The sequence below is a fragment of the Pseudorhizobium marinum genome, from assembly GCF_000705355.1.
In the GTDB taxonomy this organism is placed as follows: Bacteria; Pseudomonadota; Alphaproteobacteria; order Rhizobiales; family Rhizobiaceae; genus Neorhizobium; species Neorhizobium pelagicum.
In genome coordinates this window covers 199,137-212,850 of the sequence record NZ_JMQK01000005.1, presented here as the reverse complement: position 1 = coordinate 212,850, position 13,714 = coordinate 199,137, and the positions used below count along the sequence as shown (strand labels likewise).

The following is a 13,714-nucleotide window of genomic DNA, read 5'->3' as shown; positions in this document are numbered from 1 at the left end:
CAGATGCTCCAACGGATGGGTTCGAAACAGCCAGGAACGGCGCTGGTGGCAGGCGGTGCCGGCTTCGTCGGCTCTCACCTCTGCGACGCACTGCTTGCACGCGGACATCGGGTGATCTGCGTCGACAGCTATCTGACGGGGTCGGAGACCAACGTCCGGCCGCTGATGAACCACCCCGGTTTCAGGGTGATCGAGCAGGACATCTGCGACAGGGTCGTCCCGGAGGAGCCGGTCGACTACATCTACAATCTGGCGTGCGCAGCCTCTCCGCCGCAGTACCAGGCCGATCCCATGCATACGATGATGACCTGCGTCGTGGGAACCGGCAACCTCCTGACGCTTGCCGACGAGCAGGGCGCCTCTTTCCTGCAAGCCTCGACCAGCGAGGTCTACGGCGACCCGGAGGAGCACCCGCAGCGCGAGGACTACCGCGGCAACGTCAATTGCACCGGCCCCCGGGCCTGCTACGACGAGGGCAAGCGGGCAGCCGAAGCGCTCTGCTTCGACCTCCTGCGGGCGGGCCGCGTCGATGCCCGTGTCGCCCGCATCTTCAACACCTACGGTCCCCGCATGCAGCCGAACGACGGCCGCATCGTCTCCAACCTGATCGTGCAGGCCCTGTCGGGCAAGCCCATGACCATCTATGGCACCGGCGAGCAGACCCGGTCCTTCTGCTATGTCAGCGACCTCGTCGAGGGGCTGATCAGGCTGATGATGGTTTCGCCCAATCCGGAAGTGCCCGTCAATCTGGGCAATTCCGGCGAGTTCACCATCAACGATCTGGCGCAGATGGTTCTGGTGATGGTGCCGAGCGCGGCGGGCCTGACCCGGCACCCCTTGCCGATGGACGATCCGCAGCGCCGCCGGCCCGACATTTCACGCGCCAAGGACCTGCTGGACTGGGAGCCCGCCGTGCCACTGGCGGAGGGCCTGCAGCAGACGGTCGACTGGTTTGCCGACAGCCTGCCCACGGGGGCGGGAGGTCCGTCCCCGGCGGTCTTTGCGGAGAACACAGCAACAGCACACACCAGCATGAGGGTTTAGGAATGGATGCGCAGAGCAGCCGCGGGAAAAACGTGAGGCAGCAGATCGAAAAGCTTGGCCCCTGGTTCCAGAACATGCGGATCGGCGGCATCCAGACGGCGCCCGAGCATTTCCTCGGGGACTATCCAAGCTTCAAGTGGCAGGGCTTCAAGCACATCGTTCCCGATGACCTCGAAGGACGAAGCGTCCTCGACATCGGCTGCAACGCCGGCTTCTACACGATGGAGATGAAGCGCCGGAACGCCGGACGTGTGCTAGGGATCGATTCCGATCCGCATTACCTCAACCAGGCGAAATTTGCCGCGGAGCACGAGGGGCTCAACATCGAATACCGGCAGATGTCGGTCTACGAGGTGCCGAAGCTCAAGGAGCGCTTCGATCTCGTGATCTTCATGGGTGTGCTCTACCACCTGCGCCACCCGCTGCTGGCGCTCGACCTTCTCTACGAGCATGTGGTCGATGACATGATGCTCTTCCAGTGCCTGCAGCGCGGCGCCCAAGAGATCCCGGACCTGCAGGAGAACTACGACTTCTCCGAATGGTCCATCTTTGACCAGCCGGACTATCCGAAGCTGTTCTTTGTCGAGGAGCGCTATGCGAGCGACCCGACCAACTGGTTCTTCCCCAACAAGCCGGCGATGGAAGCGATGCTGCGCAGCTCCGGTTTCGTGATCCGCGAAAACCCGGAGCCCGAGGTCTATCTCCTGGGGCGGGGCGAGCGTCATTACGCGGTGGAGCCGCCCACCTTCGTCGCCAGCTGACAAGGGCGCACGCCCCGATGCGCTGACCGCATTGGGGCGGCTTCTTCGGGACCGTCAGCGGCCGATCGCGCCTCCGGCTCAGGCCGAGGGCAGGGCGTTGGGCTGCGTGGCCGCCTTGCTGCGTGAGAAGATCACGCCGGCAAACAGCAGCACGCCAATGAAGGTGATGATCGACGAAATCGCGACAAGGGGCTCCATGCCGGGATTGCCGGTCAGCAGCAGATAGAGGCTCGGGACCATGACGGTGACGCCGCCGGTATAGACCCAGTACTGCAGCACGGCGAGGCGCGTTTCGGCCTTGGCCGGATTGAGCGCATAATAGCCGCCGAAGATTGCCATCGTCACCCAGCCCAGCAGGTTGGTATGGGCATGGGCACCCGTGGGTGCATGGTCTTGCGAGATCGACATCAGGAGCCCCATGGCGATGCCGATGATCAAGAAACAGATGGCGGTCTTGAAATATAGATTTGCGAGACGTGGCATGACATTCCCCTCCTGCCAGAGCCAATATTGACGACCGTCAATATACACCGGGAAATGCACCATGTAACTCGGAATCAGTTCTTGCCTCGCCAGTCACGCCGAGGGCGGTCGCGCGACGACCGCAACCGCAGCCTCCGGATGGCAGGTCACTGAGCCATTCGTGACGCGGCGGACAAAGGACGATTGCCGACCATCACCGCAAGATGGTGTTCCTGGCGGACGCCATGGGCAAACAGGTCGACGAGGAGAACGGCCATGCTCTCCGCCTCGAGGCTGCGCTTGCAGAGCTTGCGGGTCAGGCAGGCGCGATCGAAGACCCTTTGCAGCAGGGCCAGTTCGACCGGCTCGACCGGATGATGGAAGCGTATGCGGTTCAAAGACATGAGCTGATCTTGCCGGATGGGGCCTGAACCGGAAATGAACCGGAAGGGTGGAACGCGCGGCGGGGTTGCAAGCCACATCGAGAAAAAGATGATGCCGCGCGTTCCGGCGCTCGGGAAGGGTAAGCGCTGAAAGAGAACGGCTTTTTGGTCGTAATGTTCCACGCCGCCAGTGCCTCTCCGACCGAGCGAAACCCCTGCGGCGCCTCCCGAAGGAAGGGCATGGCCGGCCGGCTGGCATAGCGGGAGAGCCTATGCGTCAATGCAGGTCGAGCCGCATCTGCACCTGAATGCCTTTCGGCAGCGTCGGCCGTTTCAGCATGGCAATCTGGATGCGCTCGAACGCCTGCTTGCGCTCGCGCTCCTGCCGCTCGCGCCGTGCCCGCGACGCGGCAACGGCGGCCATGGCCCGTTCAATGACTTCCTCGGTGCGGTTCATCTGCGCCTCGCTCGCTTGTTCTCTTTTTGTTCTCATATTGACCAAGGAAAGTCAACAGCCAGTGACAGCATATCGATTCGCTGCGAGGCGATCAGAAAACGGATGAGGCTTGGGGGATGGTGGTGAGAGCGCAGGGGTTCGAACCCTGGACCTACTGATTAAAAGTCAGTTGCTCTACCGGCTGAGCTACGCTCTCCCAGGCAGAAGCGAGGCCCCTGCGGAAGTGCGCGGAACATAGGCAGACGTCTGGTCCGGGTCAACCGGAAAAAAGGCAAAAATCGCGGCCGAACGCCGCGCCGGCGCGATAGCGCGAAAAGGTGATTGGCATCAAAGGCGGCACGTGCTTTACGCAGGCCCCAGAGGGCAGCTGGCCCTGACGCTGGAGTGGATTGTTGTCGATTGCCGAAATCTCGCTGTTGAGCGCCCTGCTCGCCGGGGCGCTGTCCTTTCTGTCACCCTGCGTGCTGCCGCTGGTGCCGCCCTATCTCTGCTACATGGCCGGCATTTCCGTCGACGAGTTCCGCGGCGAGGGGCCCTCGGGTGCCGTCGTCAGCACGCGGCGCGCCGTTCTCACCGCGGCGGTCTTCTTCACATTGGGGTTTGCGACGGTCTTCGTGGCACTCGGGGCAGGCGCGTCGACGATCGGCGTCGTTCTGCGCCAGCACCTCGACCTCCTGTCGAAGATCGGCGGCCTCATCATCATCGTCATGGGCCTGAATTTCCTCGGCGTCTTCCGGCTCGGGATCCTGGCGCGCGAGGCGCGCTTCCAGGGCGGCGGCAAGCCGGCGACGCTCTCGGGTGCCTATGTCATGGGGCTCGCCTTTGCCTTCGGCTGGACGCCCTGCATCGGTCCGGTGCTGGGCGCAATCCTCGGTGTGGCGGCCTCCCGCGAAACGGTCGGGGACGGGGCGCTGCTGCTGGCCATCTATTCGCTTGGCCTGGCCGTGCCCTTCTGGATCGCGGCCGGCTTTTCCGGTGCGTTCATGCGCTTCCTCAGCCGCTTCCGGCGCCATCTCGGGGCCGTCGAGAAGATTATGGGCGTGCTGCTCATCCTGACCGGCCTCGCCTTCATCTTCGGCTTCGTCAGCAGCGTCGCAATCTGGTTCCAGCAGACCTTTCCAATCCTGATGCAAATCGGCTAAGGCGGACCTTCGCTCCGGCGAGACGTCTGATGGGGGAGAACCATGGCCGACATTGTCGCACTGCTGCTGCCCTTCTTCGGCCTCATCCTGATCGGCTATCTGGCGGCGCGGGTGACAAAGCAGCCGGCCGAAGCGCTCGGCTGGATGAATACCTTCATCATCTACGCGGCCCTGCCGGCGCTGTTCTTCAAGCTGGTGTCGCGCACGCCGATCGAGGACCTGGCGCGGATCGACTTCATCGTCGCCGACATCACAGCCACCTATCTTGTCTACGGCGCTCTCTTCGGCTTCACCTATCTCGTGCGGCGCGCGAGCTTTGCCGATGCCACGATCCAGTCCTTCGCCGGGGCCTACGGCAATATCGGCTACATGGGGCCGGGCCTGGCGCTGCTCGCCTTCGGCGAGGCTGCCGCCGTGCCGGTCGCCCTCATCGTCTGTTTTGAAAACGCCATGCACTTCATCGTCGCACCGGCCATGATGGCAGTCGCCGGTGGCGACCGGCGCCCTCCGCTTCAGCTGGCGGGCGAGGTGCTGCGCAAGGTGGCGCTCCACCCCTTCATTCTCTCGACCGCACTGGGTTTCATTGTGGCGGCCAGCGGGGCCGAAATCCCTCTCGCCGGTCAGCGGCTCGTGGACTACCTCGCCCAGGCGGCAGCGCCCTGCGCGCTGTTTGCCATGGGCGTGACGCTGGCGCTTCGGCCGCTGAACCGCGTTCCGGTCGAGATCGGATATCTGGTCGTCGCCAAGCTGATCCTGCTGCCGGCCACCGTCTATGTCGTCCTGTCGCTCACGGGCGATTTCGATGCGGTCTGGGTCTATTCGGCGGTGCTGCTCGCGGGTCTGCCGACCGCCACCAACGTCTTCGTCATCAGCCAGCAGTACGGCGTCTGGCAGGAAAGGGCGTCGGCAACCGTGCTGATCACGACGGTGCTGTCGGTGGTGACGCTGCCGCTGCTGCTCTACCTGATCACGACGGGAATGCTACCGCCGGACCTCTTTCCCTAGCGAGCCGACGAAGGCGCGAAGACCGCGACCCGGCTCGACCCCTTCGCGCATCATCAGATTGCGAAGCGGCGGCACGGCGCTCAGCAGATGCAGCCCGGCGGCCCGCAGCATCTGCACGGGCAGGAAATCCGACAGCAGCGACCGGTTGAGAAGATCGACGCCGAGCGTGCGGCTCATGATGTCGGCGCGGCGGCGACGGTTGAAGCGATCCCCGGCGTCGGATGGAATGGCACGATCGGGCACAGCCGTCAGGATCTCGACGAGCTCGATGACGTCGCGCAGCGACAGGTTCAGGCCCTGCGCCCCGATCGGCGGAAAGGCGTGCGCCGCTTCCCCGACGAGGGCGATGCGCTCCTTGCCGAAGCGATCGGCGATCAGGCTGGAGAGCGGCCAGGACTGCGGACCCGGTTCGACCGTCACTTTCCCCAACATCGATTGCATCCGGCTTTCAACTTCCGCCGACAGCGCGTCCGGCGACAGCGACAGAAGGCGTTCGGCCTCCTGCGGCTTCACCACCCAGACGAGGCTGGAACGCTGACCGGGCAGGGGGACCTGGGTAAACGGGCCGGATTCGGTGTGGAACTCCGTGGAGACATTGCCGTGCGGCAGGCTGTGCTCGAAGTTGAGAACGACGGCGGTCTGCGGATAGGCCCAGCGGCGGGTGCCGATGCCGGCACTCTCGCGCACCTTTGACCCGCGGCCGTCGGCGCCGATCACGAAGGAGGCGGAAACGGTCTGCCCGTCTTCCAGTTCGAGCAGAGCCTGATCTTTGGAAAGGACGATGGTGGCAAGCGGCGTGGCGCCCCGCGTCACATTCGCCTCGCTGGCCACCGCCGCCTGCAGCGTCTCATGAAGCGCCCGATTGGGAATATTGTAGCCGAAGGCATAGAGCCCGACGTCGGCGGCGCGAAACTGCGCGGTTGGCGCCCGGAGCAGCCGGTCGGTGCCGTCGATGATCTGCATGACAGAGAGGGGAGCCGCACTCGGAGCGATCGTGTCCCACAGACCGAGACGCTCCATGAAACGGATGGACTGATCCATCAGTGCCGTGGTGCGCTCATCGCCGTTTGCGGGGCCGGGGGCGACAAGCAGAACCTTTCGGCCACCGCGCGCCATGGCGAGCGCTGCGATGGATCCTGCGAGGCCACCGCCGATCACGGCAATTTCATAGTTCTGCATGTCCCAATCCTCGTCGGTAAACCGTTCTGCGCTATGTAGAGCCTTCCCGAACCGTAATCCATGGGACGTGGTGGCGCAGTCGATAAATCTTGCGTAAGCAAGCCGGACTGCGGAACGAGCCGGTTGCAATGGCCCCGGTTTCACCTCATAGGTCGGCGAGACAAAAGCACGGGAACGGCGCGTGATCAGACGAATTTTCAACTACCGGAAAGTGCCCTACGCAGAGATGCGCGCATTCTCCGTTCATCTGCTGACGGCGTCCGGATCCTTCCTCGCCTTTCTCGGCGTCGTGGCAGCCGGAGAGAACCGCTTCGTCGACATGTTCTGGTGGCTCGGCCTCGCGCTTTTCGTCGACGGCATCGACGGTCCGATCGCCCGCCGGCTGAGGGTCCGGGAAGTGCTGCCGAACTGGTCCGGCGACATGCTCGACAACATCATCGACTATGTCACCTACGTCCTGCTGCCCGCTTTTGCCCTCTACCAGAGCGGCATGATCGGCGAGCCCTGGTCCTTCGTCGCCGCCGGCCTGATCGTCGTCTCGAGTGCCATCTACTATGCCGACATGGGCATGAAGACCGACGAGTATTTCTTCTCCGGGTTCCCGGTGGTCTGGAACATGGTGATCTTCACGCTCTTCGTCATCCAGGCAAGCGAAGTGACCGCCTTCATCGTGGTCCTGATCTCCGTATTTCTGACCTTCCTGCCGATCAATTTCCTGCATCCGGTGCGGGTGAAGCGGCTGCGGCCCCTCAATCTGGCGATATTCACCCTCTGGTGCGTGCTGAGCGGCTATTCGCTTCTGCTGCATTTCAGGTCGCCGGACTGGCTCGTCTACGGCGTCGTGGCTTCGGGCATCTACCTCTACTGCATCGGGGCAATCCTGCAGTGGTTTCCGAACCTTGGTAGGCGTGACTAAGCGCTCCGCAGTGCATGTTTCCTGTTGTGCGAGGCAACAAATTCGCTATCAATGACGGAAGCGCGGACGCCGACCTGTGGCGCCCGCCCGCATGCAGAACGCGCCAATGCTCTCAGAAGCCTCGAAGAAGGTGGCACGGCGTGAACGAGGGGGTTCAGTGACTGTAACGCAGGGATCAGCGAGCAATCCGCTCTTGTCGGTCCGTGGGCTGACGAAGCATTTCGGCGCCTTCGCCGCCTGCTCGGGCATCGATCTGGATATCGCTCCCGGAGAGATCCATGCGCTTCTTGGAGAAAATGGCGCCGGAAAATCAACTCTGGTGAAAATGCTGTTCGGCATTCTCGATCCGAGCGGCGGCGAGATCCTGTGGGATGGCCGGCCGGTCACCATCACTTCGCCCGGCGGAGCGCGCGCACTCGGCATAGGAATGGTCTTCCAGCACTTCTCGTTGTTCGAGGCGCTGACGGTTGCCGAAAACATCGCGCTGTCCCTGGATCCGAAGATTTCACTGGCGAAGATTTCCGACGAGGCAGCAAGGCTCTCGACGGTCTATGGGCTTCCGCTGGATCCCAAGGCGCATGTGGCCGACCTCTCGGTCGGGGAGCGCCAGCGCATCGAGATCGTGCGGGCGCTGTTGCAGAACCCGAAGCTCATCATTCTCGACGAGCCGACCTCCGTCCTGACGCCGCAGGAAGCGGACAGGCTGTTCGAGACGCTGTTCACGCTGAAGTCGGAGGGACGGTCCGTCCTCTACATCAGCCACCGGCTGGAAGAAGTTCGCCGTATCTGCGACCGGGCGACGGTCTTGCGGCATGGCAAGGTCACGGGGACATGCGATCCGAGGCAGGAGACGCCGGCGTCGCTGGCCCGCATGATGGTCGGAACCGACGTCGCAGGCGTGTCGCGCGGCGAAATCGGCACGCCGGGGGAGGTGCAGATCGAAGTCTCGGCGCTGTCCGTTCCGGCCCGCACGCCCTTTGCCGTATCGCTCAAGGGGATCGATCTGAAGGTCTGCGCCGGGGAGGTGCTGGCCATCGCCGGCGTCGCCGGCAATGGCCAGGGCGAATTGTTCGACGCGCTGTCGGGCGAGTTTGCCGTCTCCGACAACGATTCCATCCGGATCCGCGGCAAATCGGTCGGCACATCGGGAATCAACGCACGGCGCTTGCTTGGTGCGGGCTTCGTTCCCGAGGAGCGCCACGGCCATGCGGCGGTATCCAACATGCGGCTTTCCGACAACCTGCTGCTGGCCCGCAGCCAGTCGGATCGCAGCGCTTTCCTGTCGGGCGGCACGCTTTCCGTCATTCGCCACGATGCCGTGGGAGCTGCGACGCAGCGGATCTGCCAGGAGATGGACGTGCGCAAGAGCGGCAGGGATCCTGCCGCCGCTTCGCTCTCCGGAGGCAACCTGCAGAAGTTCATCGTCGGGCGGGAACTCGACCGGCAGCCGGCCGTTCTGGTGGTGAACCAGCCCACATGGGGCGTCGATGCAGGCGCTGCGAGCCGTATTCGCCAGGCGCTGGTGGATCTGGCCAAGGCAGGCTCCGCGGTGGTGGTGATCAGCCAGGATCTCGACGAGATCTTCGAGGTGGCGACCAAGATCGCCGTCATTTCCGAAGGCGGTCTTTCCCGCGCCTATCCCGCCGGCGAACTCAGCCTGGAGCGGATCGGCCTGATGATGGGCGGCATCCACGACACCACGCATGCCGAGGCTTCCCATGCGCATTGAGCTTCAGAAGCGCCCGGAGGGCTCGCGCCTTTTCTCGTTCCTTTCCCCGTTGCTGGCGCTGGCCCTGACGCTGTTCTTTGGCGGCATCATGTTCTGGATGCTGGGCAAGAACCCGGTCGATGCGCTCTACAGCTTCTTCATCGAGCCGCTGCTGGAAGTCTGGTCGCTCCATGAGCTGGCGATCAAGGCTGCCCCTCTGATCCTGATCGCCGTTGGCCTGTCTGTCTGCTACCGCTCCAACAACTGGAATATCGGGGCCGAGGGGCAGTTCACCATCGGCGCCATCACCGGCTCCATCCTGCCCGTGCTCTATCCCGAGTGGCATTCGCCGATGATCCTGCCGCTGATGCTGGTCATGGGCATGGTCGGCGGAGCGCTCTATGCCGGGATCCCGGCATTGCTGAAGACCCGCTTCAACACCAATGAGATCCTGACCAGCCTGATGCTGGTCTACATCGCCCAGCTCTACCTCGACTGGCTGGCGCGCGGTCCCTGGCGCGATCCGCAGGGCTATAATTTTCCACAGTCCAGGTCCTTCGTGCCGGAGGCGGTGCTTCCGGAAATACTGGACTCCGGCCGTGCGCATCTGGCCATCGTCTTCGCCATTGTTGCCGCCGTCGCGCTCTGGTTCATGATGCGCTTCATGCTGAAGGGCTTCGAGGTGACCGTTCTCGGCCAGTCGGAAAGGGCAGGACGCTTCGCCGGCTTTTCCGCCCGCCGGATGGTGTGGTTCTCGATGCTGGTGTCGGGTGCGCTGGCGGGCCTCGCCGGGATCTCGGAAGTCTCCGGTTCGATCGGACACGTGCAGCCGACGATCTCGCCCGGCTACGGTTTTACGGCGATCATCGTCGCCTTCCTTGGGCGGCTCAATCCGCTCGGGATCGTGGCATCGGGCTTCGTGCTGGCGCTCACCTATCTCGGGGGAGAAGCCGCACAGCTCTCGATCGGCATTTCCGACAAGGTGAGCCGCGTCTTCCAGGGGCTCCTGCTGTTCTTCGTCCTCTCCTGCGACACGCTCATCCACTACCGGGTCAGGATCGTGACCCAGAAGCTGACGGGAGGGACGGCGCGCCATGCTTGAGGCCATTCTCCTCACTGTCATCACCGCCGCAACGCCGCTCGTCATCGCAGCGCTCGGCGAACTCGTCACGGAGCGCTCGGGCGTGCTCAACCTTGGCGTCGAAGGTATGATGATCATGGGCGCCGTCAGCGCCTTCGCGGCGACCCAGATCACCGGGTCGCCCTATATCGGGGTGCTTGCGGGCATTGCCGCCGGTAGCGCCTTCTCGCTTCTCTTCGGGTTCCTGACGCTGACGCTGGTGGCAAATCAGGTCGCGACCGGCCTTGCCCTGACGATCCTCGGGCTAGGCCTCTCCGGACAGCTCGGCGAGAGCTTTGTCGGTCAGCCCGGCATCAAGCTGCAGCCGATCGTCGTTCCGCTCTTGTCCGATATCCCGTTCCTGGGGCGCTTGCTCTTCCAACAGGACCTGATCTTCTATCTCTCCATCGCGCTGGTCGTCGGCATCCACTGGTTCCTGTTCAAGAGCCGGACGGGCCTCAAGATGCGGGCGATCGGCGACAACCATGCCTCCGCGCATGCGCTGGGGATCAACGTCATCCGGACCCGCTATCTGGCGGTCATGTTCGGCGGCGCCTGTGCCGGCCTTGCCGGTGCCCAGCTGTCGCTCGTCTACACGCCGCAGTGGGTGGAGAACATGACGGCCGGCCGGGGATGGATCGCGCTGGCGCTCGTGGTCTTCGCATCGTGGCGGCCCCTGCGCCTTCTCGCCGGGGGCTATCTCTTCGGCGCGGTCTCGATCGGCCAGTTGCACGCCCAGGCATTTGGAATCGGCATACCATCGCAGGTTCTTTCGGCGCTGCCCTATGTCGCGACTATTGTCGTGCTCATCATCATCTCGCATAATCGTCGCACGACCCTAGTCAACACGCCGGCCTCACTCGGAAAGCCGTTTGTTCCAGAGCGATGATGGCACCACACCTATCCACTCTTCGAGCCAACAGAGGTTAAAAGACATGAAGAAAATGATCATCGCACTGGCCGCTACAGCCGCCCTTCTGGGCGGATTTGCAAGCGGCGTGCAGGCCCAGGACAAGACCAAGGTCTGCTTTATCTATGTCGGCTCCAAGACCGATGGTGGCTGGTCCCAGGCACATGACATCGGCCGCCAGGCGCTCCAGGAGCACTTCGGCGACAAGATCGAAACCCCGATCCTGGAAAACGTTCCGGAAGGCCCGGACGCAGAGCGCGCCATCGAGCGCATGGCCCGTTCCGGTTGCGGCATGGTCTTCACCACCTCGTTCGGCTTCATGGATGCGACCGTCAAGGTCTCCGAGAAGTTTCCGGACATCAAGTTCGAGCATGCCACCGGCTTCAAGTCCGCCGAAAACCTCGCCACCTATAACGCCCGCTTCTACGAAGGCCGCTACATCCAGGGTCAGATCGCCGCGAAAATGTCGAAGAAGGGCGTCGCCGGCTACATCGCATCCTTCCCGATTCCCGAAGTGGTGATGGGCATCAACGCCTTCATCCTCGGCGCGCAGTCGGTCAATCCCGACTTCGAGCTGAAGGTCGTATGGGCCAACACCTGGTTCGACCCCGGCAAGGAAGCCGATGCGGCCAAGGCTCTGATCGACCAGGGCGTCGACATCCTGACCCAGCATACCGATACGACGGCTCCCATGCAGGTTGCGGCAGAGCGCGGCATCCTCGCCTTCGGCCAGGCCTCCGACATGATCGCTGCCGGTCCCAACACCCAGTTGACCGCCATCGTCGACACCTGGGCCGCCTATTACATCAAGCGGGTCCAGGCGCATCTCGACGGCAACTGGAAGTCGGAGCAGATCTGGGACGGCTTGAAGGACGGCATCCTGACGATGGCGCCCTATACCAACATGCCCGATGACGTGAAGGCGATGGCCGAAGAGACCGAAGCCAAGATCAAGTCCGGCGAACTGCACCCCTTCACGGGTCCGGTGAAGAAGCAGGACGGCACGGAATGGCTTGCGGAAGGCCAGAAGGCCGACGATGGCACCTTGCTCGGCATGAACTTCTACGTCGAAGGCGTGGACGATACGCTGCCGCAGTAAGCGGTCGGCATCGTCGGAAAAGGCGCCCTTCGAGGCGCCTTTTTTGTTGCATCGCGACACAAGCCGTTTATCGCCTGTCAATCGACTTGTTGCTAAGAAGCAGCAACCATGTTGAGGGAGCAATCATGAGCCGCACCTGCCTTGCCGTCATCCTCGCCGCCGGCGACAGCACACGCATGAAGTCGTCGATGTCGAAGGTCCTGCATCCGGTTGCCGGCCTGCCGATGATCGGGCACGTGATGCGGACGGTTGCCTCGGCCGGTATCGCCGATGTCGCCCTCGTGCTCGGACGGGATGCGGATGCGGTCGCCAAGGCCGCAGCGGTCGAAGGCGTCAATGCCCGGACCTTTCTGCAGACGGAGCGGCTTGGAACCGGCCATGCCGTGCTTTCGGCGCGAGCGGCGATTGCCGACGGTTTCGACGACGTCCTCGTCACCTATGGCGATGCTCCCCTGGTGACGGCCGGGCCGTTCGCCGCCGCTCGTGCGCAGCTCGCCGCCGGCGCCGACGTCGCGGTGATCGGATTTCACACGGACCGGCCGACCGGCTATGGGCGCCTGCTCGTTGAGAACGGCGAACTCGTCGCCATCCGCGAGGAGAAGGATGCGACGGATGAAGAGCGGAAGGTCACCTGGTGCAACAGCGGCATCATGGCGATCAACGGCCGCAAGGCCCTGCAGCTTCTGGAGAAGATCGACAACGGGAACGCCAAGGGTGAATATTACCTGACGGATCTGGTGGAGATCGTCCGCGCGGGCGGCGGCAGGGCAGTGGCTGTCGATGCCCCGGAAACCGAGATGGCCGGCTGCAACAACCGCGCCGAACTCGCTGTGCTGGAGCGCATCTGGCAGGAAAGGCGCCGGCATGAAGTGATGCTCTCCGGCGTGACCATGATCGCCCCGGAAACCGTGTTCCTCGCCTACGACACCGAGCTCGGTCAGGACACGATCCTCGAGCCGAACGTCGTCTTCGGCCCCGGCGTCACAGTCGAGAGCGGCGCCGTCATCCATGCCTTTTCGCATCTCGAGGGCGCACACGTGAGCTCCGGTGCAACGGTCGGACCCTTCGCCCGACTGCGTCCTGGCGCCAATTTGGCTGCTCAGTCGAAGGTCGGCAATTTCTGCGAGGTCAAGAAGGCGGAGATCGGCGAGGGCGCCAAGATCAACCATCTGACCTATATCGGCGACGCGATCGTCGGCGCCCATACCAACATCGGTGCCGGCACCATCACCTGCAACTACGACGGCATCAACAAGCATGTGACGCAGATCGGCGCCAACGCCTTCATCGGCTCCAACTCCTCGCTGATTGCTCCCGTCTCGATCGGTGACGGCGCCTATGTCGGCTCCGGCAGCGTCATCACCGAGGACGTGCCGGCCGACGCCCTGGCACTTGGCCGAGGTCGGCAGGAAAACAAGCCGGAGCGGGCGAAGGTCATCCGCGAACGGGCGCTCGCCTTCAAGGCGGCGAGGAAAACCAAGGGCTGATTTCCGTGCCGTTACCTTCCGATACGCAAAGTGACCGGAGA

The 13,714-nt window shown here is 63.6% G+C and carries 14 protein-coding genes and 1 tRNA gene; 10 read left to right on the top strand and 5 right to left on the bottom strand.

Annotation, left to right across the window (positions count from 1 at the left end):
• Window positions 1-3 precede the first annotated feature (3 nt).
• Both EO99_RS0108555 and EO99_RS0108550 read left to right on the top strand, forming a co-directional pair.
• Window positions 4-1,044 carry a UDP-glucuronic acid decarboxylase family protein gene (locus EO99_RS0108555; RefSeq protein WP_081852007.1) on the top strand — a complete coding sequence of 347 codons (1,041 nt, stop codon included), beginning with the start codon at window positions 4-6 and terminating at the stop codon, window positions 1,042-1,044.
• Between the two features lie 2 nt (window positions 1,045-1,046).
• A complete protein-coding gene (locus EO99_RS0108550) occupies window positions 1,047-1,805 on the top strand; it encodes a TIGR04290 family methyltransferase (RefSeq protein ID WP_029618227.1) in 759 nt (252 codons plus the stop codon).
• A 78-nt stretch (window positions 1,806-1,883) separates the two neighbouring features.
• On the opposite strand, the gene EO99_RS0108545 is transcribed toward EO99_RS0108550, so the two are convergent.
• The 4 genes from EO99_RS0108545 to EO99_RS0108530 form a co-directional block, all read right to left on the bottom strand.
• Window positions 1,884-2,288, bottom strand: a complete 405-nt coding sequence (locus EO99_RS0108545) for a hypothetical protein (RefSeq protein ID WP_029618226.1) — start codon at window positions 2,286-2,288, stop codon at window positions 1,884-1,886.
• 146 nt (window positions 2,289-2,434) lie between these two features.
• Window positions 2,435-2,671, bottom strand: a complete 237-nt coding sequence (locus EO99_RS27350; protein WP_139014991.1) for a hypothetical protein — start codon at window positions 2,669-2,671, stop codon at window positions 2,435-2,437.
• 256 nt (window positions 2,672-2,927) lie between these two features.
• Window positions 2,928-3,107: a hypothetical protein gene (locus EO99_RS0108535; RefSeq protein WP_029618224.1), complete on the bottom strand. Its 180-nt coding sequence runs from the start codon at window positions 3,105-3,107 to the stop codon at window positions 2,928-2,930.
• A gap of 120 nt (window positions 3,108-3,227) precedes the next feature.
• A tRNA-Lys gene (locus tag EO99_RS0108530) sits at window positions 3,228-3,303 on the bottom strand.
• A 196-nt stretch (window positions 3,304-3,499) separates the two neighbouring features.
• On the opposite strand from EO99_RS0108530, the gene EO99_RS0108525 reads away from it, so the two are divergent.
• The gene (locus EO99_RS0108525; protein WP_029618223.1) at window positions 3,500-4,249 is read left to right on the top strand and encodes a cytochrome c biogenesis CcdA family protein; all 750 of its coding nucleotides are present in this window, start codon (window positions 3,500-3,502) and stop codon (window positions 4,247-4,249) included.
• A 42-nt stretch (window positions 4,250-4,291) separates the two neighbouring features.
• Complete coding sequence (locus tag EO99_RS0108520) at window positions 4,292-5,254, top strand: AEC family transporter (protein ID WP_029618222.1); 963 nt, start codon at window positions 4,292-4,294, stop codon at window positions 5,252-5,254.
• Here EO99_RS0108520 and EO99_RS0108515 read toward each other — a convergent pair.
• Entirely contained in the window at window positions 5,231-6,433 is a 1,203-nt protein-coding gene (locus tag EO99_RS0108515) for a UbiH/UbiF family hydroxylase (protein ID WP_029618221.1), read from the bottom strand. The two genes, EO99_RS0108520 and EO99_RS0108515, sit on opposite strands and share 24 nt — an antisense overlap.
• Before the next feature lie 181 nt (window positions 6,434-6,614).
• Here EO99_RS0108515 and pcsA point away from each other — a divergent pair, with 181 nt between their 5' ends.
• From pcsA to glmU, 6 genes are all read left to right on the top strand, one after another.
• Window positions 6,615-7,349, top strand: coding sequence for a phosphatidylcholine synthase (pcsA, locus tag EO99_RS0108510; protein ID WP_029618220.1), 735 nt, complete (start codon window positions 6,615-6,617; stop codon window positions 7,347-7,349).
• Between the two features lie 106 nt (window positions 7,350-7,455).
• Entirely contained in the window at window positions 7,456-9,078 is a 1,623-nt protein-coding gene (locus tag EO99_RS0108505) for an ABC transporter ATP-binding protein (protein ID WP_156034689.1), read from the top strand.
• The gene (locus tag EO99_RS0108500) at window positions 9,068-10,159 is read left to right on the top strand and encodes an ABC transporter permease (protein ID WP_029618218.1); all 1,092 of its coding nucleotides are present in this window, start codon (window positions 9,068-9,070) and stop codon (window positions 10,157-10,159) included. The genes EO99_RS0108505 and EO99_RS0108500 overlap by 11 nt, the downstream gene beginning before the upstream one ends.
• Window positions 10,152-11,066, top strand: coding sequence for an ABC transporter permease (locus EO99_RS0108495; RefSeq protein ID WP_029618217.1), 915 nt, complete (start codon window positions 10,152-10,154; stop codon window positions 11,064-11,066). Before EO99_RS0108500 ends, EO99_RS0108495 begins: the two co-directional genes overlap by 8 nt.
• 46 nt (window positions 11,067-11,112) lie before the next feature.
• Window positions 11,113-12,186 (top strand): BMP family ABC transporter substrate-binding protein, encoded by a 1,074-nt coding sequence (locus EO99_RS0108490; RefSeq protein WP_029618216.1) that lies wholly within the window; start codon window positions 11,113-11,115, stop codon window positions 12,184-12,186.
• A gap of 125 nt (window positions 12,187-12,311) precedes the next feature.
• The gene (gene glmU, locus EO99_RS0108485; RefSeq protein WP_029618215.1) at window positions 12,312-13,673 is read left to right on the top strand and encodes a bifunctional UDP-N-acetylglucosamine diphosphorylase/glucosamine-1-phosphate N-acetyltransferase GlmU; all 1,362 of its coding nucleotides are present in this window, start codon (window positions 12,312-12,314) and stop codon (window positions 13,671-13,673) included.
• The last annotated feature ends 41 nt before the right edge of the window (window positions 13,674-13,714 follow it).

What these genes read in the sequence shown, in the direction of transcription:
- EO99_RS0108505 (WP_156034689.1), top strand. Translation starts at nt 7,456, where the DNA reads ATGCTCTCAGAAGCCTCGAAGAAGGTGGCACGGCGTGAACGAGGGGGT.
- EO99_RS0108550 (WP_029618227.1), top strand. Translation starts at nt 1,047, where the DNA reads ATGGATGCGCAGAGCAGCCGCGGGAAAAACGTGAGGCAGCAGATCGAA.
- EO99_RS0108555 (WP_081852007.1), top strand. Translation starts at nt 4, where the DNA reads ATGCTCCAACGGATGGGTTCGAAACAGCCAGGAACGGCGCTGGTGGCA.
- EO99_RS0108535 (WP_029618224.1), bottom strand. Translation starts at nt 3,107, where the DNA reads ATGAACCGCACCGAGGAAGTCATTGAACGGGCCATGGCCGCCGTTGCC.
- EO99_RS0108520 (WP_029618222.1), top strand. Translation starts at nt 4,292, where the DNA reads ATGGCCGACATTGTCGCACTGCTGCTGCCCTTCTTCGGCCTCATCCTG.
- EO99_RS27350 (WP_139014991.1), bottom strand. Translation starts at nt 2,671, where the DNA reads ATGTCTTTGAACCGCATACGCTTCCATCATCCGGTCGAGCCGGTCGAA.
- EO99_RS0108545 (WP_029618226.1), bottom strand. Translation starts at nt 2,288, where the DNA reads ATGCCACGTCTCGCAAATCTATATTTCAAGACCGCCATCTGTTTCTTG.
- EO99_RS0108515 (WP_029618221.1), bottom strand. Translation starts at nt 6,433, where the DNA reads ATGCAGAACTATGAAATTGCCGTGATCGGCGGTGGCCTCGCAGGATCC.
- EO99_RS0108490 (WP_029618216.1), top strand. Translation starts at nt 11,113, where the DNA reads ATGAAGAAAATGATCATCGCACTGGCCGCTACAGCCGCCCTTCTGGGC.
- EO99_RS0108500 (WP_029618218.1), top strand. Translation starts at nt 9,068, where the DNA reads ATGCGCATTGAGCTTCAGAAGCGCCCGGAGGGCTCGCGCCTTTTCTCG.
- glmU (WP_029618215.1), top strand. Translation starts at nt 12,312, where the DNA reads ATGAGCCGCACCTGCCTTGCCGTCATCCTCGCCGCCGGCGACAGCACA.
- EO99_RS0108495 (WP_029618217.1), top strand. Translation starts at nt 10,152, where the DNA reads ATGCTTGAGGCCATTCTCCTCACTGTCATCACCGCCGCAACGCCGCTC.